This is a genomic window from Dehalobacterium formicoaceticum, assembly GCF_002224645.1.
Taxonomy (GTDB): domain Bacteria; phylum Bacillota; class Dehalobacteriia; order Dehalobacteriales; family Dehalobacteriaceae; genus Dehalobacterium; species Dehalobacterium formicoaceticum.
Map to the genome: position 1 here is coordinate 2,109,704 of NZ_CP022121.1, position 21,532 is coordinate 2,131,235.

Here is a 21,532-nt window from a genome sequence, read left to right on the forward strand (position 1 = left end):
AAAATGGATGTTGTCTTTTAGTTGTTAAAATAATAAGATAAGCACATGGATGTATGAATCATATGATTCAAAGAAATGGGTTTCGGAGGCTTATTGTTAAGAGGATCGTTGTATAAATAAGAAGTGTGCACTCGTAATTATCTAAGGAAATGTGACAAGTATCTTGGCATAAAAACAGAGGAGAGGAACACATTGAAAATAACGACCCACAAGAAAACTCATTCGTTCATTAAGAGCGTAGCATCAGTTGAGAAACCGTATCGGGATACAAACGTTTATTATATGGATTGCAAGGATGGATCGGGAGTGCATACGGTCTATAATGTATTCCCTGGCATCGATTTAATATACCAAGAGCTTGAATCTGCTTCTTGTGCGGCCATGACTTATAATAATACAGATGATAATATTCTCGAAATAAATCACTGTCATGAAGGACGAGCAGAATACAGGATGAAGGATGGAAGTTTTATTTATCTGGGTGAGGGCGATATGTTTATTAGTAGCATGCGCAATCAAATCGTTAAGATAGAATTCCCACTCAAATATTACAAGGGTTTCACAGTTATCTTTTATGTAGATAAATTGGCTGAAAACATCTCCCAAATAGATTTGCTAAATGATCTAAACATTGACTTTGATGCCCTATGGGAAAAGTTCCTTGGGAATAATCAACATTTAATGATCCATTCACGGGATGAAATTGAGCACATATTTAAGGGTATGTACTCGGCACCAAAAGCGTCACGAAAAACCTACTTTAAATTAAAGATGCTGGAATTGCTGGTTTTCTTGAACTTCTTTGAAGTTTCTCCTGAAGAACAGCGAAAATTATATTTCCAACAACAGGTTGAAACGATAAAACATATACACAAACAAATTATTGAAAATCCTAATGTGAACTATACTATTGAGGCATTGTCAAGGCAGAATTTCATTAGTCCAACGACTCTAAAAACCTATTACAAAGAAATTTACGGGATACCCATAGCTGCAGATATAAGGACCAATCGAATGAAACAAGCATGCAAACTACTAAGCCAAAGCCAAATAAAAATATCTGATATAGCCCGGGAAGTTGGCTATAATAGCCCAAGTAAATTCGCAGCAGCATTTAATAATTTTACCGGAATATCTCCAAGTGAGTATCGCAAGAAAGTTTGTCAGATTAAGTCGACCAGCAGAGATCTATCCGAGCATTCTCTGGAGCTTTGTGACAGGAGCTGCCAAGCCCTAGCGGAAAACCAGTCAATGGGGCGGGATATTACCGAATTAAAGCTTGCGGAGGAAAATCTTATCTCAGAGAGGGATAGGCTGTATTCACTTCTTGATACGCTGCCGGCCTATGTCTGCTTGATTGCACCGGATTATACAATACGCTTCACTAACATCAACTATCGCAAGCGCTTTGGGGAAGTTAAAGGTAGATTGTGTCACGAGTTGTATTTCAACATGTGCCGGCCCTGTCGGAACTGTATGGCTCCAGCTGTTTTTAATGGGAATAAATTAGAATGGGAGTGGGTATCTCATAAAAATGGAATTTTCCAGGTTTTCCAGTACCCATTTTATGATGCAGATGGAACTGTGTTAATGCTTGAGCTGTTTATTGAAATAACAGAACGCAAGCACATGGAGGATAATATCCGATTATCAAAGGAAAGAATTTTCAAATCATTTGATGACACTCCCATACTAAAGATCTACAGTTCTCTCGGGGATATGCGCTGCCTCGATGTAAGCGATGACTTTCTGTGCTATACCGGCTATAGCCGTGAAGAATTAATTGACACAGCGCTTGCAGAATTAAATGTTTTCGATTCCCGGGCGGTCAATGAAGTGGTGCAAAAGGTTTTGCAGCATGGCAGTTGCAGCAATTATGAAATCCTCCTACGTAAAAAGTCAGGTGATGTAAGTACGGTACTATTATCTGCAGAAAAAGCCGGTCTTGACGGTGAGTTGGTCTTGTCCAGTATTTCTACTAATTATTACCGCCTTAAAATGGGCGGATAAGGGAATGTCTCGCCTAACCCGTGAAATCGTTTAGGTAAAATTGGGACTGCCATTCCTCATGAAATTTTGGTATCCATTGACCATGGTAAAGGATCTTCTGCAGTTATTAAAAGATTTTCTTCATAGTGGCTACCGTGATTAACGAGACGAGATGCCGGTTGAAAAAAACCGGCATAAAATTACCATAGGGAAGTATTTAGTATTTTGATATGTTATCCCCCTGTATATATCCGGGGGATATTTTATTCCCTCCAACTTTATAATAGGCTGGGGAAAACCTCCTTAAAAATGATTGAATATAATGCTTGGATATATGGAAACACATGGGACGATGGGTTTATCGTTCACTTTTCTATAACTTTATCAGCTTCATAATCTCCCGCTCCTGCAGTTGGGAGATAAAGGTTTCTCCCGATCTGATCACTTCGTTGATCAGATTTTTCTTTTGCTGCGCAGGGCATAGATTTTTTCTTCGATGGTGCTTAGGGTAATGAATTTCAGCAGGTTTACCACCTTTTCCTGGCCGATGCGATGAGCCCGGTCCGTGGCCTGGTCTTCCACCGCCGGATTCCACCGACCCCCTCCACGTAAAAATAGGGAATATCTTCCTGACCCACCAGGGCAGGCTGGGGATGCTGCTCTTTTTCCGCTCAATAATGTTGATGTTTCTATAGTTTTGCCCAATCCCATATCAGTCGGCGATAATCCCGCCAAAGCCGTAAGACAAAAAAGGGATGAGTTCTTTGTTTGACACAGATAGCTAAAGTTACTGATTTTACTGTTAAAAAGATTTACCGATGTTAGAACAAAGAACCGTCCCCTGTTTGTCCTTAGATAGAGTATAATTATTTAGTAAAATAATGCAACCAAAAACATGCTTAATTGGTCTAAAGGATAAGGGAAGGGGGGTAACTGTTGGAAGATTGTAACTGGCAGAAAGTTGATGAGTGGATGCGGCTCTATGGGGACAGAATTATTCGGGTTATCTACCTGATCATTGATAATTACCATGTGGCCGAAGAGCTAACTCAAGAAGTTTTTGTTAAAGCATACAAAAACATGGACTCCTTCCGCGGTGATTCTTCTCCCTATACCTGGCTTTATCGGATAGCTCTTAATCTTAGCAAAAATCACCTTAGCCGTAAATCAAGGATTTGGTTTATCCCCTTTAAAAATGAGGAAAAAGCATGTAGGTTAACAGAACCCTTGGAGGAGACTGTTATCAACAAGGCTATTAGCGGAAGAGTCAGAGGGTGCATTTTGAAACTGCCCCTTATCTACCGGGAGGTTATTGTCCTGCATTATTTTGAGGATTTGAAGATTTCTGAGATAGCGCGGGTTTTGGCGCAGCCGGAAGGTACGGTAAAAAGTAAACTTTTTAGGGGAAGAGAATTATTAGAGACGATCATGAAAAAGGAGGGGCTGAAGGATGGAAGATAAGGATCTCTTTAGAAAATTAATAAAAGACAACCTGGAAGAGGAAACAAAGGAAATTCATTTCTCTCCTCTCGCCAGGGAAAAGGTAAGACAAAGAGTAAATAAAAGCTCCGAATACTCCCCGGGGTGGTGGAACAGGTCAATATCAATTTCCTTAAAGGCAATTTCCTTATCTGTGATCCTATTGTTTATTGCCACAGCCTTTTATACCAGAACTTTCTTTTACATTTCGGAAAAAGATATGGCCAGGTTTGAGATGAGAGAGAAGATCATAATTCATGAAAATGGCGTTCCTTTTGGGGCAGTGCAGCATTTTGCCTTGGCTGTAGAAAAAGGGAAAGGGGTTGTACACCCATGAGAAGGATTTCTATGACAAAGAAAACATTAATTATTCTGGTAATCATCCTGGGGTTGATATTGACAGTAGGATATATTTCCACACCCAAATTAATGGCGGTAAAAATAGCAGCATATGAGCAGGAGGGAAACCAGGAAAATGCCGTCATTTTAAAAGAGCGGTTAATCCGTTTTTTTCCCGGATCAGAAGAAGCCCGGTGGGAGGTTTATTCTTTAATTGATAGGCTTTTAGAAAAGGAAGAGCGGGTAATGATTGGGCCGGATTTTACCAGTGGCGGGGGAGCTGAGGAAGATATCCTTGTTCCAGCGGAAAAAGTAATCGTCTATCTCCTAAAGGTTACTAAAGCCCAAAAAGAAGCAATGTGGAAATATAATATGTATGAAAAGCTGGGCGAAGTTTATCACTCCCAGGGAAGTTTCTCAGCGGCAGAAGAGAATTATTTGATTGCCGCGAAAGGCTTTGAAGCTGTAGACGGGAATTTTAGGGCGGCAGAGACAAATATTCGTTTGGTTGATTTGTATCTGGAAACCGGGGAGCAGGAGAAAGCCCTTTCTTTAATAGAGGAAAGCTCGAAAAAGTATGCTGATCTATACATTGATGAATTCCTGTCCAAGAAAGGCGATCTTTTCTTTCAACAGGGGGATTATCAAAAGGCAGAAGAATGCTACCGAAAAGCCTTAGAAGAAGCGAAAAAAGACTGGGACGAGTTTCAAGCTCACCGAAGTGATCAGGAGGAAAGCATTAATGCCACCCTGGACCAACAGCCGGTCTACAGACACAGTAAATCCCAGATGGAATTGATTAGAAATCTTAAGACTAAGGGTGATGAGGCCAAAGGCAGTGTTAAGGGGGAAATTCTAAAGGGAAATATTCCTATGTCCAATGTGCTTGTTTATTTAATAAATGAAAAAAAATATGATGGCAGTATGAACCATTTGGAAGGAATTCAAGAATCTTCCGCCTTCAAAACAGATATGAAGGGAGAATTTAAATTTGATAATGTTGCTCCGGGCAGGTATTTTCTCGTGCTTGGGCTGTTACCGGAAGACTTAAATGGACTGGGGAGATTCAATGGGCTGAAAGCTTTCACGGTGGAAGAAGATCAGACGAAGGAGCTTAGGTATGTTTTTCAGCCTAAGGCAAAAATTTTGGAACCTACCGGTCAGAATACTTTTAATGCAGGGGAGAGCCTTAAGATAGCCTGGGAAGAAGTACCCGGGGCTAAATCTTATAATCTTCATATTACGCTCAAATTGGAAAATGGCTATGCTTCCCAAGTATACCGGCAGAACCTTAGGGGGAATTCCTATATCTTTAATCCTCAGGGAATGGCACTAAGGGAGATGAATTTTGTCACCTGGGGAAATGAGTACGTATTGGGCCCTTCGGCCATCCTAGGGAGTTTCTATCCCGGGGCGGAGATCTTCTTTGTGGTGGAAGCATTGGATGATGAGGGTCGGCCTATTTCTGACAGTGAGGGCTACGTCCTTGAGCCGAGCGGAAACTACCCATCCATTCAAGTAGGGGAAACTAATCCTTTATCCATTGGGGATAAGCTGGTGCTGGAGAAGAAATATTCCGAGGCAATTAAGGCTTACCTTAAAGGGTTGGAAGAGAAGCCAAATGATCCCCATATATTACTTTCCCTGGCCCGCCTTTATAATTATGGCTGGACGGAAGAAACAGCTGATCTGGGTAAGGCCGTGAATTATTACGAGGAGCTGTTAAAGGTTAATCGGGATAGGTTTATCGTGCAGGCAGCTGCCGGTGCCAATAATCAAGCCGGTAATTACAAGACAGCTTTAAAACTCTACGAAGAAATTGAAAATGAGATGGGTAAGAGTATTTTCTGGTTCCACCAAATGGGTGAATTATATTTTAGAACCGGTAATACAGAAAAAGCCATTGAATATTACCAAAGATATTTAAATAAGGAGAAAGAATTCATAGATTTAGGTCCTGTGATCGCTTATCTTTATCAAGATGATGTACCTGGGGCATTAAAGCTCTTGAAAGAAAATAGTTATTCAGAGAGAGTAAGATACAATAGTGAAAGGGAGACAGAAAAGCCGGCCGATATTAATCAGCTTATTAATAATCTGGAAAGATACCATAATGGTGTGCATAGTGCCTTAAACAAGGAGGATTTTAAGAAATATTTGTGGGAAATAATGAGTATCAATGGCAGTAATCGTTTTGAAAAGGTGCAAGCATTTCAGGCTAAGATTAAGTCCTGGGGAGAAAAGGACGTCCTTGTATTCGTGCTGGAAGAGTTGGCAAAGGATAGGCTTTAAATTCAGGTGGATTTCTTTAATGAGGTGGATAAAAATCAATTTAAGGTAGTATTTTGGCGTGAACAACAGAGGGTGTAAGGATATGATTCGTGCGCCACGCAGGGGCGCATAATATAGTGGGTGGAGAGAAAAAGTAAGGGCTAACAAGCAATAATGATAGATTCCCGGAATCAAAGGGTAAGCTAAAAATATTTTCTTTTCAGTGTCAGAACGAGGAACCGTCCCCTGTTTGCCCCTTAGGTATTTTGGAAATTCCGGCAATTGCTTTAGAAGAAGCATTGATTAATGCAATTGTGCATCGGAATTATTTTGTACAAAGCAACATTAGAATCTTCGTATTTGACAATAGGGTAGAAATTATTAGTCCGGGATGTTTACCCAATACGCTAAATGTAGAGGCGATAAAAACCGGCATTCATATTGCCAGAAATCCGATTTTGCTTTCTCATATCAAGGATATTAAGGATGTTCCCTATCGAGGCACTGGGATGGGAATTACGAGGATCATCAGAAGCTGTAAGGAACAAGGCATTCAGGTGGATTTCTTTAATGAGGTGGATAAAAATCAATTTAAGGTAGTATTCTGGCGTGAGCAACAGAGGGTGTAAGGATATGATTCGTACGTCACGCAGGGGCGCATCATATAGTGGCTAGAGAGAAAAAGTAAGGGTTAACAAGCAATAATAATAGATTCACGGAACCAAGGGGTATGCTAAAAACATTTTCTTTTCGGTGTCAGAACGAGGAACCGTCCCCTGTTTACCGCCCCTGTTTACCGCTTCGTTGATCAGATTTTTCTTTTGCTGCTGCAGGCATAGATTTTTTCTTCGATGGTGCCTAAGGTAATGAATTTCAGCAGGTTTACCACCTTTTCCTGGCCGATGCGATGAGCCCGTCTGTGGCCTGGTCTTCCGCCGCCGGATTCCACCGACCCATCCACATAAAAATAGGGAATACCTTCCTGATCCACCAGGGCAGGCAGGGGATGCTGCTCTTTTTCCGTTCAATAATGTTGATTTTTCCATAGTTTTGCCCAATCCCATATCAGTCGGCGATAATCCCGCCAAAGCCGTAAGGCAAAAAAGGGATGGGTTTTTTGTTTGACACAGATAGCCAAAGTTACTGATTTTACTGTTAAAAAGATTTACCTATGCTAGAACAAAGAACCGTCCCCTGTTTGTCCTCCCTGTTTGTCCCTCAAATGGATTGAATTTGTCCGCATCAAGCATGAAGAAGTCCATAGTAATACGGAATAGAAAAAAGAGATAAAGGGTGAAGAAGCGACGGCAAAAGTGAGTAATGGAAAAAAGATCAGTTAAAGGACGCGTGTCTAAGGTTATTTCCTTAAAAAATTCGGTATAGTCGGTAGAAATATCGGCTATGCCGTTTTTTAAATCAAACCTTTCTAGTAAAATAGTTAACAATACAGATAACGCTTTATAAGAGTGTGCTATAATAATTCAAGCGGGGTGTGACTAATGGAAATTGCCATGATATTAAGGAGCATCAGAAACGCACTAGCACGTCTCAGCAGGCCTTTACAGATGCAATCCACCTAAGTTTTTCAACAATTAATCGTTGGGAAAACGGTCGAGCGAAATCTAATCGTTTGGCATCTGTGACCATTGTTATGCTTGTCAAAGATAGAGGGTATTTCTCCATCGTTAATTTCGGATTTAAAGCCGCTTTTACAAGATGTCATAAAGGGGTGACAATATGAATGAAATCAAAAAAAATGAAAATGGTTATATAGATTTAATGAGTCCGGTATTGGATGAACCATCTCCTTACGATGCGGCATATCCAGTAAAGCTGTTATCGAATGGACTTAAATTGAAACTAGCTCAAGCAGAGAATATGGTCGAGATTGTCTATAAGGCAGTTGCACAAGCATCACCAATGGTAACACAGGTGCGTGAAGCAACGAAGAAAGGTTATCGTTACGTTGTTGATGCAACTGAAAGCACACTGGCAGCCATCGAAAGTGGCAAGATAAAGTTAACGACCGAAAACTCAGGTAATATATATGCTCAGATACGTGAAGCTAATGGACATTATGGATCGAAGTTACCTATTAAGAAAGAGGTATTTGCAATAGGTATCGATCCGGTCAATATGGCTAATGCACTGCAGATGAAAGCACTTCAAGATCAAGTTCAACAAATCGCTGATCAGATCGCTGTCATTGACCAAAATGTTAGAGAAGTAATACAGGGTCAGCAGAATGACAGAATTGGATTATATTATAGCGGATTGAGCTTGTACTTAGAGGCCAGAAATATAAATGATCCGGAAATGAAGAAAGCCTTGATCGCCCAATCTCTAAGAGCACTTTCAGAGGCTACATTCCAACTTGGACTTACAATGCAGTCAGATATCAAATATCTTGCTAATGGTGAGTTTAAGATTGGCAAAAGAAAAAGTGTCGATTTAATCGATAGTCGTATGAATAACATTAATCAATCATTTTCATTTATTCATCAGGCTACAATGCTTCGAGCAGGAATCTACTGCAACGAAGGTGAATTGACGGCTATGTCAACTGTCCTCAACGAATATTCTTATTTCATTGATGGTACTGTAGCGAAGAACGCAAATTTACTTGCACAATGCGATATAACAGATACCGGAACTGAAAAAGGTGTATGGAAATCACGAGCTAAGTTGAAACTCGATGTATCAGAGTTTAAAAAGCAATTAAATGCACCCGATAAGACGATTTATCTTAGCGTTTCAAAGGAGAACGAGTGATGGGAAAGATCAAAGGTTGTGGCAATGAGTCATGCGAGGCTCATAAGAAGAAAATTACTTATAAAGAATCAGAGACATTCTGCTCAAAATGTGGAAGTCCGCTGGTTTATGTGTGCAAAGGTTGTTATACACTGCTGCCGGACGATACAGAGAAATACTGTGTAAGATGCCTTGCAAAGCATGAAGATAGAAAAAGCAAAGTTAAGAAAGTTGCTGTCGAAGTTGGTGGCGGTGCCGTAGCAGTTGGTGGTGTTATTCTTACTTTCGGTAAAAAAGCATTTGATGTTGCAAAAAAAATCAAGGGTTAATATGTTCCTAAGAATATTAAAACCGATGGTATGTTCCCGCAAACCACGAAAGCGTGAAAAACGGTTGATCTGTTCTCAAGAATGCAGACATCAATAATGTGGTAACCCGAGCCATGTGGACAGACTGTTGAATTAACTGAGATAAGAAAACAGAAAATCTGATTTTAAGAAAATTAACCTAGAACACCTATGGTGCTTGCGTGCATTTGATTTAACACAAATTCAGAAGACAGAACAGCTATCTAAAACCCAGGATATTGCAGGGTTATTGATAACTAATACAAGGTGTTAAAATGAATACATGAGATAAGGAGAAAAGGTTATGGCTAAGTATATGATTACCGAGAACGAAGTTAAGAAGGCTTTGGCTATTGACAATTTTAGAAATATAACTAAGGATAAAATCATGGAGTTTGTTTCTGCAATTCCGAATATGGATAAAGAGGTTGCAATTAAAATAATTGAGCAGTTTCCTTCCTACACTGAATTAGCAAATAATATGCTTGAACAGTTAAACACCATATGCAATAATGTAATGAAGGAAATTGAAGAAAGTCAAAAGGAAGTAATTGGAGCCTATAAAAAAACACTCGATGACCTTGGTGAGCTTTTAAAAAAGGATACAATTACCGCTGATGAAAGAGCAAAAATAACAGAACAAATGATAACTGTTGCGGATCGTATTTCGGCAAAAGATACTGAAAACAAAGAGTTCTATAATGGAATTATTAAGTACGGAGTTCATGTTATTGGAGGTGCGCTTGTATTGGGGGCTGCAATTTTAGGTGTGAATGTCAAAGGTACTAAAATTCCAACATTAAAGAATCAGCGAAAAAAATTTTGATGTATACGGGGAACAGGAACGGTTCTCCTGCTTCTTTACTATTCTTTAAAGATAGCATTAAATTTGGCAACAAGATAACCGTTCCTGTGCCCCGATTAAATGTTTTCTTAACCCACCGCCCCATTAACCTGGTTTTCCTATAACTCCAACAACTCCATTATCTCCCGCTCCTGCAGTTGGGCGATAAAGGTTTCTCCCGGTCTGATCACTTCGTTGATCAGATTTTTCTTTTGCTGCTGCAGGGCATAGATTTTTTCTTCGATGGTGCCTAAGGTGATGAATTTCAGCACGTTGACCACCTTTTCCTGACCGATGCGATGAGCCCGGTCCGTGGCCTGGTCTTCCACCGCCGGATTCCACCAGGGGTCAAAGTGGATCACCGTGTCGGCGCCGGTGAGATTCAGCCCGGTGCCCCCGGCTTTGAGGGAGATCAAAAACAAGTCCCGCTCCTCTTCCTGGTTAAAGGCTTCCGTCATCTGCAAGCGTTCCTCGGAAGGCACCGACCCATCCAGATAAAAATAAGGGATACCTTCCTGATCTAGGTGGGTGCGAATGATGGCGAGCATGGAGGTAAACTGGGAAAAGAGGAGGGTGCGGTGGCCGCCATCTTTTAGTTCTTCCAGTACCTCTTTTAATTGGATCAGCTTGCCGCTTTCCCCGGCGTAATTTTCCAAAAACATCCCCGGATGGCAGCAGATCTGCCGCAGGCGGGTCAGCCCGGCCAGGATCTTGATGCGGCTTTTTTCAAAGCCCTTTTCCTTGATTTCCCCGGCAATATCCTTTTTGATCATTTCATGATAGGCCAGATAAACCTTCTTTTGCTCCCGGGTCAGCTCGGAGACCATCTTTAATTCAATTTTATCCGGCAGCTCCTGTACCACGTCTTTTTTCATGCGCCGCAGAATAAAGGGACTGACCTTGCGGGAGAGCTCTTCCAGCACATTGGGGCCGTTTTCTGTCTCCGCCGCCTTCTTCAGAGGATTGATATATTTTTGGGCAAATTTTTGATAACCGGGAAAATACCCGGGCATCAGAAAATCAAAAATAGACCATAATTCCGCAAGAGAATTCTCAATGGGTGTTCCTGTAAGGGCAAAATATTGTTTGGCCTTGATCATTTTTACGGATTTGGCCGTGAGACTATGGGCGTTTTTAATATATTGAGCCTCATCCAGGATGCAGACGCTGAAGGTCTGATCCCGATAGAGGTGAATATCATTACGAATTAAAGGGTAGGAGGTAATGACCACATCCACAACATTGGTTTTTAATGACTCCCAAAGGGCCAGGCGCTCATTTTTTGTCCCTGTAATCACTAGGGTCCTTAGACCGGGGGCAAATTTTCCGATCTCCCCCTGCCAGTTAAAGATCACGGAGGTGGGGGCAATCACCAGGGCCGGCTGGGGATGCTGCTCCTTTTCCGATTCAATATAGCTAATGGTCTCCAGGGTCTTGCCCAAGCCCATATCGTCGGCGAGAATCCCGCCAAAGCCATAAGAGGCCAGAGATTTCAGCCATTTAAAGCCGGTTTTCTGATAATCCCGCAGCACCGGTTCCAGATGGGGAGGGAGAGAGAAATCCAAATCCTCCGGTTCCCGTACATTTTGCACCAGTTCTTTAAAGGCTTTGTCCCTTTTGAAAAGTCCCCGGGGGTTGCGCTGCAGCATAGTATCCAAATACAGGGAACGGTACATGGGAAGCACCATATGACCCCGGTCAAAATCATCCTGCTTGATGTTCAGTTCATCAAAAAAATCTGCCATGGCGGACAATTCATCTGAGGCTAAGGGTAAGAAGGCGCCGTTTTTGAGACGGTAATATTTCTTCTTTTCCTTTAAGGCATAGAAAACATGGGCCAGCTCCTCCCGGTCGATGCCGTCCAGCTCAAAGTCCAGCTCTAAGAGATCCGAATCTTCGTTAATGGACACCCGGCCCCGAAAACTGGGGGCAGGGGGGTGCTTGCTCACCAAGCGGAAGCTGTCGCTGAAGAAAACCTCCCCCTCTTGCTGAAGGGCAGGGAGGATGTTTTGGACAAAGTTAAAAATATCTTCTTCCTCTTCCAGATAAACCTCCTGGCCCCGGACATGAAAGCCGCCGGTTTCAAAATATTGGAGCACATTTTTTTCCTTCTCGCTGTCCCGTAGGAGTAGGATTTGATCTTCCCCGGTCTGGTCTTCCTGCTCATTGCTGCCAAAGGGGTTAATGACCCGCTTTCCGTAGAGGAATTTCACCTCTGCCAGAATCCGGCCCTCTTGGGTATCCAGGTAAACCTCCGTCTTTAAGGGATGCTCCTGGATTTTGGTCTCCAGATCCTTCTGTACCGTCAAACCCCCTGCCTTTTTAAGGCGGGGCAAAATATCCGACACCACCCGCTCCTGCTGTTCCCCGCTGATGAGCAGAGTGTGGGCGGGGGCCTTGATCAGACCGTGATAAAAGGGCATCAGATTGGCCCGCTGCCGGGAATTGAGATGATATACGGATCCCAGGTAGAAGAAATATTCCCCGTCCTGGGTGAGAGGGGTCATGGCAGAGAGCACCTGACCGTCCAGATAAAGGTTCCCTTCTTTTTCTCCCAGGAAAAAGTTCATGGGGAGAGGTTGCTCCAAGATGGTGACATTATCGTATGACTTGCCGTTTAATTCCATGGCAAAGCTTCTCCCGGCCATTAGCTGCAACCATCGTTTCAGAAGTATTTCCGGCAGGATGATGTTTTTCCCGTTAAAGAGTGCCCGTTGACCGCTGCGGTCGCTGTAGGAAGAGGTCGTATAATAGGAGAAGGAGCGGGCGGAGCGGTGTTCGTACAAGCTGCCCACATGGTAGACCTCATAAAAAAGGTCCAGCATGGCCTGATCCTCCCCGCGAAAAGCATGCACCTTGGGTTGAAAGGCGAACTTTTTGCCAAAGGTGATCTGCTCGCTCTTCTCCAGCTGCTCTAGAAAGCTCCGCATGTTCTTGACTACGTACAGGCGCTCCTCGCCGATGGAGAGGGTCACGGAACTTTGATTTTCTTCCGGATATTCCTCATCATAAGTAAAAACCAGGGTGGGCAGGAGGCGCACTTCTCGGGGAGGAAGGGACTTTTCTCCCGGCAGCTCATTTAAGATCTCGCTGATTAACTGACGGGACCGGGCCATGATTCTTTCCTGGCGGTTTTCCTCATGATGTTCCAAAGCCAGCAGGGTGGCCACCACATGCTTGCAATAACCAAAATAACCTTTGTAGGAATTGCAGGAACATTGGTAATTGGTTACCTCACCCTTGTCGTCCAGCCAGATTTCCGACTTATAGGTAGCATCATTCATCCCCGCCACCTGGCCTGTATATTTATTTTCCGATTTTTTAAAGGAAAGCTTGCGTACCCGGTTTTGATTGAACCAGGAAAAACCCTGTTCGTAATTGACAGGTGCACAGCGGTCTTTTATTTTTCTTTGGTAGATATTAACCAACTGATATTTCACTCCTGTTTTCGGGATATACTCTAATGAAGGTTTAAATTTAATAAAGGTTCAATAATTTATTGTACCTCTTTTGCAGATAAAAGAAAAGAGGGTCCATTGTTTTGCACGACTAAAGGTAATCGTCGCTCAGTTGGCTTCCTATTTTAGTAATTTCATTTTGTCTTGATACTTCGAGACTGTCAAAGTAACTTTTTAAATACAAGCGAAATAGCTGTTCCGCTTCTGATAATTCAACAGCTCGAATATCCGTTATAAACGGGTGCCTCTTAAGCATTGCAGCAATTTCAATTTCATTGAGGATACCAAAAACCTCGGTGACTTCTTCTTGGCAAAGCTCTGCATCAAATAGCAGATCTTCCAAATCACCAAAGGATTTAACTTTTTCCTTTATCAAAGCAATCTTATCCGAGGTATATCGGCAGACCAGCAATTCGTCGATAATTTTTCGATATTCTTTATCATCCATCTTCACTGTAGAGACAAACCGGATTTTAGGTTCCAGATCCGGATTAACAGGAGAGGACAGGGTTTTGTCCAGGGTGTTTGTTTTGACTGCATTAAGGATCTGGAATGTAATTTTGGGCAGGGCCTTTTCAACGTATTTTTCAAGGGAAAACCCACTGCCATCCAGCGCTGCAAGCATCTTATCACTTGCTTTTTGGATCTTCAAAGCAAGTGTACTGCCATCATCCTTTGACAGCTCCAGTTGCAAACTGCTAATTTCTTCTTTGGAAAGATCCAATCGGCGGTGGCCCTTACCCGCAAGAAGGCAGCCTAATGCTCCCGTTAACACTTGTTCAAAAATATTAATGAGCAGTTCCTGGTAGTCCTGATCATACCCGTAAAGAAGATAGTGGATATCCTCAGAGCGAAATTTCCGGCAGAACTCATTTTCCAGGAATAGATGCTCCAGATATTTTAAAATTAATTCCACCCCAAGTACATCGGTGACAGGATGGCAAAGCTGATAATCAATGAAAGCGGGACACTCATGGGACTCATAATCCGGATTGTATAATTTAAAAAAAGTTTCAATACCATCGTTCAGGGTCGCGTTATAGGAGTAATTTTCTGTAACCAGCTTATTTTCCAGCACCAACTGATAGAGATATTTTGCCCGGCTGAGTTTTTCATCAATTAGCTCTCTGCCTTTTTGATATATTTCGCCAATCTCGGACTGTTTAAGTTCATTGACGGCATAATCGGCATCGGGTAAGGATTTTAAGTAGAGTCCAATGGTGCAGAGGTTTGATTTCATAATGCTTTCGGCGGTCTCCACTTTAATAGAACTGCTTTCACCATAGTTGTATTTTTCGCATTTATCAGCTAAAAGTTTAAGGCAATTGAGCTGGATGCTTTCTGCATCAGAATCCCGGAGCATTCCCGCCTTATATCCCTCTTCTAGCAGTGATGTAAAAAAGGTTTCTCCTGTCAGGTTATTAATGTTAATGGTATGCCGTTTTTTTATCTTATTCATCTTCATATTCATCATACTCCTCCCCCTCAACCAACTCGTCATCTAACATATTCTCCGTATCATGCAGATCGCGGCCATAGCGTAAGCTCCGCGCCATGTTATTAAGCTCACGTCCCGCAAGAAGCTCCAGGGACCCCTGGCAGGTGCCGTCAAAACTATTTTTCATGAATTTTATCAAGTCGTCATCACTTATCAGGTCCAGGGTTTCGTTTTTGTAATAATAGAACATTTCCGTCAGATCATGTAGTGTTTCGGTGTAATTATGCTTGGAGACATAGGGTGAGTGACAAAATGCCCTGATGATTTTTTCGATGACACCCCCTCCAAATTCAATGCGGCCGGAGCCTTTTAGTGCCAGGGTACGCGTCTCAACCAGTTCAACCGCATCAAAGTGGGAGAGAGTCAAGCCAAACTGCCGGGTATATTCGTTTGATTTTTCAATTTCCGCCACTGCCAGTTTCTGAGTAAGGGATGAAGGGAAACTCATGTGCTCAATTGCCAAGTGCATTCACCTCCAGATAATTTTCACAAAAAAATTCACCAAATCCATTGACAGAACCATGAAAACATGCTAGAATATAGTTGAGTTAATATATTAAATGGTAAATTGGGTTTCTTATAATTATATCATTCTTGGAAAAAAAATCAATGAAAAACTATTATTAAGATGACTTTTTTGAATTCATGACTTATAACTAAAACGCCGATAGTCTTTACGAGGAAAGGACTATCGGCGTTTTCATTTGATGATTTATTAAGGACAAACCAGGGATGGTTCTCATGCTTCTAAAATATGCCGTCGAAAAAATTATACTTTTCGATGGCATTTTATTGGAACATTTTTGGCAGAAACAGGGTCAATATAATATTGGATGCTTAACTTGAATTGATAAATTGGGGGGTGGAATACATGCCGGAGCGTTGCCTTGAGGGCTAATCTAAAAAGCAACGCAAAAGGAATGTGCGTGATTGTGAAAAAAGTATGGAATTTATGGAATTTACTGATACCGCTGATGATTTTAGGCCTGTTATTTTATTTCTATCAACAGCGTGATTCAGACCCAAGGAACCAATCAGAATCAATAGGAAACTATGAGCAAAATAGTTCAAAAAACATAGGGGCTTCGGAACAGAGCCTAATTAATCTGGAGGGTAATAGCGTCAGGGAAAGAATAACCCCACCGGAAGGTTTTATCAGAATGGAAATGGAGCAAGATTCTTTTGGTGCGTATTTGCAGAATCTTCCCTTAAAACCCCATGGTGCACGGGTACTCTATTTTGATGGGCGGGAAAAAACAAAAGATGTCTATGCGGCAGTGGTGGATATGGAGATTGGGGAGCGGGATTTGCAGCAGTGTGCAGATGCTGTGATCAGGCTGCGGGCCGAGTATTTGTATCAGCAAGAGATGTACGACAAAATCCGTTTTAGTTTTGTGAGCGGTTTTTCCGCCGACTATAGCACCTGGATGCAGGGTAACCGCATTAACGTAAATGGCAGCCAGGTAACTTGGGTCAAGCAAGCGGAGTATAACAAGGATTATGCGAGTTTTAGAAAGTATTTGGATATGGTCTTTGCTTATGCCGGCACCGCTTCGCTGGCCAAAGAATTAAACCCGATCCTAGTGGCAGAAATGAGGATTGGGGATGTCTTTATCGTAGGGGGCAGCCCGGGACATTGTGTAATCATTGTTGATATGGCAGAAAACAGGTCAACAGGTGAAAAACTATTTCTGCTGGCCCAAAGTTATATGCCGGCTCAGGATATCCAGATTTTGAAAAATCCTCGGAACTCGAGTATAAGTCCGTGGTATGATCTTGATTTTGGTGAAACATTAATTACTCCCGAATGGCAATTTGATCAAGAGTATTTAATGAGGTTTTAATAGCTTATCCGTGCCAAGGCTCGATATTTACTATTACTACATTAATAAGGACGGTTTAGAGAAAGGGTGATGATGCGGCATCGGTTGACTGGAACCTAGTCCCTTCCGAGAGCGCGCAGCTGGACTTTAATAATTTGGAATATGCCTATCAGTGGGAGTTTTATACTCAGCAAATCAGAGATGGGAAAACGGACATTTCCGAAGGTACCCAAAGATTTTTCAACGATTACTTTAGAACAAATAGCATGGAACTTAGGTGTTTGCCTGTTTTTGCCCGAGGCAAAAATTCGATTTGGGATGACCTAACTCAATTTGTCGTATTTAATGCACCCCATTCATGGAACAATGGTTCCATGCCCAAAGAACAATTCGCTGAGACGGTAACAAAATACTTCGGCGACATAAGCTATATCCATAAATCCTCAGGAAATGTTGAGTATCATGATGGCTTGTACACAGCATCAGGCATGAGCTTGCATGGTTTTTATATCTATGAACTAAAGAACCTGGAAAAAGGACAAACCCCAGAAGGAAAAGAGAGCTGGAAAGCGCAGATAACCGGGTATTATTTCCATGAGTTGGATGGAGATCCTTATGATTCTTCCTCGTCAAAAAATACCCAGGCTGTGTATCAAGAAATGAAAAAAGATGGGTATCAAGGGCTAAGCTTTTGGCAAGCTTGTGACCGCCTGGTGTGGAATAATCCTGATACAGTATTAGACCCCGCAGTAGAGTGGCAGGCTGAATTTATCGTAAACGATCCGCTGGATGATATTTATTTTACCTATCTATCCTGTACGAAAAAGAGCTTAGAAAACCTTTAAATAGAAAACCTTTAAATATTAAACCTTTAAGAAGAAAATCTTTAAGAAGAAAACCTGCGATAGGGAGGGGCAATCATGGCAAAGTATGAAACAACGATAAACGGTCAATTCGAGGACGTGCTCAATCATTTAGAAAACGATATTAGCAATAGCGCAATGACCATGAATTTAGTTGATGGAAGCGACTATACCTTCAAAGATACAAAAATTGCAGTTCGGGTATATGATAAATATTTTATGCGAAACGGGAATCGGGCATGTTTAAGCCTCACAGTAGTAAGCCATGGCAGTGAGATTTTTATTTCCGCAATCGGTGCCGGCGGAGGACAAGGAATTATTTTCAACTTCAGTCTTGGTGCCGAAGATAATATGGTGGCAATAGTACAAGAAAGCATAGAGCAATGGAATAATTTTTAAAATGAAGTAAAATATTTCCTGGGGTGGCAAAAATGAAACAGATTTAATAGCACAGAAAGGATCAGATTTAAAAGCGTACATTAAAAAAATAACTTTGGGAGACGCTATTGATAAGGTGACGGTATATGATGAAGCAACGGATATGATCATCATCCGTGACAAGACGGCGGAAGCTTTCGAATATAATGATGGAAGCTTAAAAGACCTTAAATGGTTGATTCAAGACCAACCAATTTTCTATAAAGATAGTGCTTTTATTTTTTTAGACCGTAAGGATGGCATTTATTTACGGGATATGGATAGCCGGACAGAAAAAAACTGGATGGTGAGGATAGCCATGTATGGAAGAAAATCAGGGTTGATGGGGTAAATTATTATCTTTGCCATAATGGGGGAGCCTTGAAAGGGGCGCAATATCTATATGCGGTAAAAGATAAGCAGGTGAAACTGTTGATGAGCGGGGATATAGTTGATTTTATCATATCTAAAGGGAATCTTTATCTGTTAACAGACGAGTTTGCGGATTATTTTTCCGAACCCAGTCATACCACTTATGAGGGAAACCTTTATACGGTACCGCTAAAAGATGCTAATGATGACTGGAGCCGGTTGAAGCATTTGGGGACACCAGGCTATTTTTATGGTTATCAGGTCAAGCTTTCCCGCTATGAAAAAGATGTTTTGATGGTATGGCAGTATTTTGATGCCCCCATTTGGGAGATTAAGGAGGGGGGGATCATTACCCGGGGCGTAGACCTTCGCACCAGGACGCCGGAAAAAACATTGGGTTATTATAAAGTACCATTAGATGGATCATCCCATGAAAAGATCCGTGATCTGACTAAGGAAGAATATCCAGAGCTTGAAGAATGATTATAACTCCACCTTTTTAATAAGGGAATGAATTGTCGCTTTTCACTTTGTTCTTGCTGCAGCTTTATTTCTAGCAAGGCAGGCAAAATTAATTTATTTTCATTGTAATTAATCAGGGGTTACCGGTACTAATTAAGTAGAAGGATTAATATAGCTTCTCGCAATTAAAAGGGGGGTAATGTCTTAACTGGATAATATTAACTGGGGATTATGTTGACGAAGGGATCCTGGGGCTTCATCAGAATTCAATCTTAAAAATGAGCATACCAAAAAAGCCTTACTGCACCCGTTTTTTAAAGGAGGCTCTAGGATTTATCATTTTCTTGTGGTAAATAACTAAGCAATCTGAAATAAAATGATTCGCATTAACCCCTCAAGTTCTTCCTTTCGGTGAGTGTACCATGCATCAATGTGCTGACACATCATGATGCCATAAATGCGTATGTACCACATCTTGGTAGAACGGTGACGACCATCTTCCAAATGATAATCAACTTAGAACAATTTTTTCGTTAGTATACCCGATAAACATGGATTTGCATATATTTCAGACATTGAAGTCAGAAAGTAATTAAATATGGAGACCATGGGGACGGTTCTTGCGGTTTACAGCAAAATTCCTTGTATGATAAGATATTTTGGGGTGATTGAATAATGCCAAGGACTGGAAGAATAAAGAGTAAAAGCGGTATATATCATATCGTAATGAGGGGTATCAATAAGCAAACCATCTTTGAAGAGGAAGATGACTCATTAATTTTTCTGGAAACGCTAAAAAAATATCAAGAAAAAACGGCTATAAAATATATGGATATTGCTTAATAGGAAATCATATTCATCTGCTGATTAAGGAAGAAAAAGAAGCTCTGGAAATAATAATGCGTCGCATAGGAGCAAGTTACGTGTACTGGTATAATCTAAAATATAATCGGTACGGGCATTTATTTCAGGATAGATATAAAAGTGAAGTGGTGGAAGATGAGAGCTATTTTTTAACTGTATTAAGATATATACACCAAAACCCGGTAAAAGCAGGAATAGTAGCTGATGCTGCAAATTATAATTGGAGCAGTTATAATGAATATGTTGGTAAGAGGGCAATTGTAGATACCGATTTTGCATTGAGGATATTTAGTAGTGATAGGGAAAAGGCATTGGAAAGCTTTAAGAGATTTCATCAGATAAGCAGTGACGATCTTTGTTTGGATGTTAGTGAAAATAAAAGATTAACGGATAAAATGGTCGTAGAGATTATTAAGCAGAAATGCCGGGTAAATCATTGCAGTGAAATTCAGTCTGTGGAAAAGGATCAACGGGATAGATATTTGAAATTTTTAAAGGAAGAAGGACTTTCTACAAGGCAAAATGCAAGATTAACGGGTATAAGTAGGGGAATAGTTTTAAAAGCATAAAGCGACGAACCAGAAGAACCGTCCCCATGGTTACCCCCATGGTTACCCATGGTTACACCCAAAATTTGTTGACCGTTTCTACCAAACGAACATATTCAATCGACTGCATCTACCAAACAAGCAAATTTTATCGACTGTATCTACCGAACCAATAGGTTGAAAATGTGCAATTGTTGTAATAAAAAAATCCGGTCGAGCCATCTGGAGTGCATGGTATTGATGTCAAGAGTTGAAAAATAGCAGGGCTAAAAATGCCCATAAACAAGGGTTTCCAGACATTGTGTTTTTCTCCCAGCTACTTTGCCGAAGATGCTATGCCGGGAAACCCCCATTTTTATTGTACAAGGGAACATGTCAATTGCCCTGAAAGCGATAGCCGTCAATGTCGGAAAAGATGATGACAGTGCTTATTGGTATGACCACTTATAGATTGCGCTCTAATAAAGTGCTAAGCTGTTCTGCTAGGACATGTGATGAAACCGGCCTTTTATTGATAAACCACCATTCAATTAGCCCTGTTATCGCGGACCCCAAAAAATGATAGACGATATCCTTATGCACTCCACGGTTTATGCCCTCATCGAAATTAATTTCCATCCGCAATTGTTTCTTAACCATCTCCAGAAAGTGGCTGCTAAAGCAGTAGGCTCCTTTACTAGTCAGTATTGTGGAAAAAAACAAATAGTTGTTTTCAAAGTACACAGTCCACCTTAACAAGGCATCTTCGAGGCCAAAATCTGCTTTGGTTTTGCAAATTGCCTGGAGTTCATCCAAATGAGATGCTATGAGTTTATCTAACAGATCAAATTTATCAATATAGTGAAGATAAAAAGTTCCACGACTGACATTTGCCCGATCAGAAATATTCTGGATGGTGATGTTATCAAAACTCATTTCTGTCATCAGGTCAATAAATGCTTTTTTAATCGCAACCTGAGATTTAATTATTCTTCTATCCATTTTTAACTACCCCCTCAAAAAATTTAAAGTGATAAATAATGAACAAACACCTACTGTTAGTCTATTAATGTATAAATCCCGACTATTGCACATTGTAAGTATTATTTCATGATGTATAATTATATTAAACACTTGTTCAATATTGTGTCAATGTTTATTTCGAGGTATGCTCATGAAAATCTACAAGGGAGGTGATAAAATAAGATGTGTTTTGTGATTGCTTGAA

21 protein-coding genes are annotated in these 21,532 nt (G+C 41.1%); 15 read left to right on the forward strand and 6 right to left on the reverse strand.

Going from position 1 to position 21,532, the window contains the following annotated elements; translation table 11 throughout:
- The first annotated feature begins 306 nt into the window (after nucleotides 1-306).
- Entirely contained in the window at nucleotides 307-2,010 is a 1,704-nt protein-coding gene (locus CEQ75_RS10215; RefSeq protein WP_198306507.1) for a helix-turn-helix domain-containing protein, read from the forward strand.
- 432 nt (nucleotides 2,011-2,442) lie between these two features.
- Here CEQ75_RS10215 and CEQ75_RS10220 read toward each other — a convergent pair whose 3' ends face one another.
- A complete protein-coding gene (locus tag CEQ75_RS10220; protein WP_089610365.1) occupies nucleotides 2,443-2,700 on the reverse strand; it encodes a DEAD/DEAH box helicase in 258 nt (85 codons plus the stop codon).
- A gap of 225 nt (nucleotides 2,701-2,925) precedes the next feature.
- On the opposite strand from CEQ75_RS10220, the gene CEQ75_RS10225 reads away from it, so the two are divergent.
- The 4 genes from CEQ75_RS10225 to CEQ75_RS10240 all read left to right on the forward strand — a co-directional run bounded on the left by CEQ75_RS10225 (nucleotide 2,926) and on the right by CEQ75_RS10240 (nucleotide 6,707).
- On the forward strand, nucleotides 2,926-3,450 hold the full coding sequence (locus tag CEQ75_RS10225) for a sigma-70 family RNA polymerase sigma factor (protein ID WP_089610367.1): 525 nt from the start codon (nucleotides 2,926-2,928) through the stop codon (nucleotides 3,448-3,450).
- Nucleotides 3,440-3,805 (forward strand): hypothetical protein, encoded by a 366-nt coding sequence (locus CEQ75_RS10230; RefSeq protein ID WP_089610369.1) that lies wholly within the window; start codon nucleotides 3,440-3,442, stop codon nucleotides 3,803-3,805. The genes CEQ75_RS10225 and CEQ75_RS10230 overlap by 11 nt, the downstream gene beginning before the upstream one ends.
- Before the next feature lie 11 nt (nucleotides 3,806-3,816).
- Nucleotides 3,817-6,099, forward strand: coding sequence for a tetratricopeptide repeat protein (locus tag CEQ75_RS10235; RefSeq protein ID WP_198306508.1), 2,283 nt, complete (start codon nucleotides 3,817-3,819; stop codon nucleotides 6,097-6,099).
- Between the two features lie 245 nt (nucleotides 6,100-6,344).
- Complete coding sequence (locus tag CEQ75_RS10240; protein WP_198306509.1) at nucleotides 6,345-6,707, forward strand: ATP-binding protein; 363 nt, start codon at nucleotides 6,345-6,347, stop codon at nucleotides 6,705-6,707.
- A gap of 179 nt (nucleotides 6,708-6,886) precedes the next feature.
- Here the strand turns inward: CEQ75_RS10240 and CEQ75_RS10245 are convergent, their stop codons facing one another.
- On the reverse strand, nucleotides 6,887-7,069 hold the full coding sequence (locus tag CEQ75_RS10245; protein ID WP_089610374.1) for a hypothetical protein: 183 nt from the start codon (nucleotides 7,067-7,069) through the stop codon (nucleotides 6,887-6,889).
- Between the two features lie 746 nt (nucleotides 7,070-7,815).
- Between CEQ75_RS10245 and CEQ75_RS10250 the strand changes: the two genes are divergently transcribed.
- The 3 genes from CEQ75_RS10250 to CEQ75_RS10260 all read left to right on the forward strand — a co-directional run bounded on the left by CEQ75_RS10250 (nucleotide 7,816) and on the right by CEQ75_RS10260 (nucleotide 10,002).
- A complete protein-coding gene (locus CEQ75_RS10250) occupies nucleotides 7,816-8,850 on the forward strand; it encodes a hypothetical protein (protein WP_089610376.1) in 1,035 nt (344 codons plus the stop codon).
- Nucleotides 8,850-9,158, forward strand: a complete 309-nt coding sequence (locus tag CEQ75_RS10255; protein WP_089610378.1) for a hypothetical protein — start codon at nucleotides 8,850-8,852, stop codon at nucleotides 9,156-9,158. The genes CEQ75_RS10250 and CEQ75_RS10255 overlap by 1 nt, the downstream gene beginning before the upstream one ends.
- Before the next feature lie 322 nt (nucleotides 9,159-9,480).
- Entirely contained in the window at nucleotides 9,481-10,002 is a 522-nt protein-coding gene (locus CEQ75_RS10260; RefSeq protein WP_089610380.1) for a hypothetical protein, read from the forward strand.
- Between the two features lie 137 nt (nucleotides 10,003-10,139).
- On the opposite strand, the gene CEQ75_RS10265 is transcribed toward CEQ75_RS10260, so the two are convergent.
- From CEQ75_RS10265 to CEQ75_RS10275, 3 genes are all read right to left on the reverse strand, one after another.
- Nucleotides 10,140-13,448, reverse strand: coding sequence for a DEAD/DEAH box helicase (locus tag CEQ75_RS10265; protein ID WP_089610382.1), 3,309 nt, complete (start codon nucleotides 13,446-13,448; stop codon nucleotides 10,140-10,142).
- A 121-nt stretch (nucleotides 13,449-13,569) separates the two neighbouring features.
- Complete coding sequence (locus CEQ75_RS10270) at nucleotides 13,570-14,952, reverse strand: DUF6179 domain-containing protein (RefSeq protein ID WP_242965097.1); 1,383 nt, start codon at nucleotides 14,950-14,952, stop codon at nucleotides 13,570-13,572.
- Nucleotides 14,930-15,439 carry a DUF6323 family protein gene (locus CEQ75_RS10275; protein WP_089610383.1) on the reverse strand — a complete coding sequence of 170 codons (510 nt, stop codon included), beginning with the start codon at nucleotides 15,437-15,439 and terminating at the stop codon, nucleotides 14,930-14,932. The genes CEQ75_RS10270 and CEQ75_RS10275 overlap by 23 nt, the downstream gene beginning before the upstream one ends.
- Nucleotides 15,440-15,863: 424 nt before the next feature.
- Between CEQ75_RS10275 and CEQ75_RS10280 the strand changes: the two genes are divergently transcribed.
- The 7 genes from CEQ75_RS10280 (at nucleotide 15,864) to CEQ75_RS10305 (ending at nucleotide 20,346) form a co-directional block, all read left to right on the forward strand.
- Nucleotides 15,864-16,820 (forward strand): DUF4846 domain-containing protein, encoded by a 957-nt coding sequence (locus CEQ75_RS10280; protein ID WP_242965099.1) that lies wholly within the window; start codon nucleotides 15,864-15,866, stop codon nucleotides 16,818-16,820.
- A gap of 353 nt (nucleotides 16,821-17,173) precedes the next feature.
- Nucleotides 17,174-17,644 carry a hypothetical protein gene (locus CEQ75_RS10285; protein WP_157677413.1) on the forward strand — a complete coding sequence of 157 codons (471 nt, stop codon included), beginning with the start codon at nucleotides 17,174-17,176 and terminating at the stop codon, nucleotides 17,642-17,644.
- A 75-nt stretch (nucleotides 17,645-17,719) separates the two neighbouring features.
- Nucleotides 17,720-18,061, forward strand: a complete 342-nt coding sequence (locus CEQ75_RS10290) for a DUF6054 family protein (protein ID WP_089610387.1) — start codon at nucleotides 17,720-17,722, stop codon at nucleotides 18,059-18,061.
- Nucleotides 18,062-18,176: 115 nt separating this feature from the next.
- Complete coding sequence (locus CEQ75_RS10295) at nucleotides 18,177-18,431, forward strand: hypothetical protein (protein WP_089610389.1); 255 nt, start codon at nucleotides 18,177-18,179, stop codon at nucleotides 18,429-18,431.
- 29 nt (nucleotides 18,432-18,460) lie between these two features.
- Entirely contained in the window at nucleotides 18,461-18,934 is a 474-nt protein-coding gene (locus CEQ75_RS10300; protein ID WP_089610390.1) for a hypothetical protein, read from the forward strand.
- A 654-nt stretch (nucleotides 18,935-19,588) separates the two neighbouring features.
- On the forward strand, nucleotides 19,589-19,756 hold the full coding sequence (locus CEQ75_RS19360; RefSeq protein WP_338031961.1) for a hypothetical protein: 168 nt from the start codon (nucleotides 19,589-19,591) through the stop codon (nucleotides 19,754-19,756).
- Between the two features lie 11 nt (nucleotides 19,757-19,767).
- On the forward strand, nucleotides 19,768-20,346 hold the full coding sequence (locus tag CEQ75_RS10305; protein WP_420838528.1) for a transposase: 579 nt from the start codon (nucleotides 19,768-19,770) through the stop codon (nucleotides 20,344-20,346).
- Nucleotides 20,347-20,769: 423 nt separating this feature from the next.
- On the opposite strand, the gene CEQ75_RS10310 is transcribed toward CEQ75_RS10305, so the two are convergent.
- On the reverse strand, nucleotides 20,770-21,306 hold the full coding sequence (locus CEQ75_RS10310) for a TetR/AcrR family transcriptional regulator (RefSeq protein ID WP_089610393.1): 537 nt from the start codon (nucleotides 21,304-21,306) through the stop codon (nucleotides 20,770-20,772).
- Nucleotides 21,307-21,532 lie beyond the last annotated feature (226 nt).

Excerpts from the sequence above, each read along its gene's own strand:
- CEQ75_RS10250 (WP_089610376.1), top strand. The coding sequence starts at position 7,816 with ATGAATGAAATCAAAAAAAATGAAAATGGTTATATAGATTTAATGAGT.
- CEQ75_RS10220 (WP_089610365.1), bottom strand. The coding sequence starts at position 2,700 with ATGGGATTGGGCAAAACTATAGAAACATCAACATTATTGAGCGGAAAA.
- CEQ75_RS10310 (WP_089610393.1), bottom strand. The coding sequence starts at position 21,306 with ATGGATAGAAGAATAATTAAATCTCAGGTTGCGATTAAAAAAGCATTT.
- CEQ75_RS10255 (WP_089610378.1), top strand. The coding sequence starts at position 8,850 with ATGGGAAAGATCAAAGGTTGTGGCAATGAGTCATGCGAGGCTCATAAG.
- CEQ75_RS19360 (WP_338031961.1), top strand. The coding sequence starts at position 19,589 with ATGCCAAGGACTGGAAGAATAAAGAGTAAAAGCGGTATATATCATATC.
- CEQ75_RS10290 (WP_089610387.1), top strand. The coding sequence starts at position 17,720 with ATGGCAAAGTATGAAACAACGATAAACGGTCAATTCGAGGACGTGCTC.
- CEQ75_RS10285 (WP_157677413.1), top strand. The coding sequence starts at position 17,174 with ATGCCCAAAGAACAATTCGCTGAGACGGTAACAAAATACTTCGGCGAC.
- CEQ75_RS10235 (WP_198306508.1), top strand. The coding sequence starts at position 3,817 with ATGACAAAGAAAACATTAATTATTCTGGTAATCATCCTGGGGTTGATA.
- CEQ75_RS10270 (WP_242965097.1), bottom strand. The coding sequence starts at position 14,952 with ATGATGAATATGAAGATGAATAAGATAAAAAAACGGCATACCATTAAC.
- CEQ75_RS10230 (WP_089610369.1), top strand. The coding sequence starts at position 3,440 with ATGGAAGATAAGGATCTCTTTAGAAAATTAATAAAAGACAACCTGGAA.
- CEQ75_RS10260 (WP_089610380.1), top strand. The coding sequence starts at position 9,481 with ATGGCTAAGTATATGATTACCGAGAACGAAGTTAAGAAGGCTTTGGCT.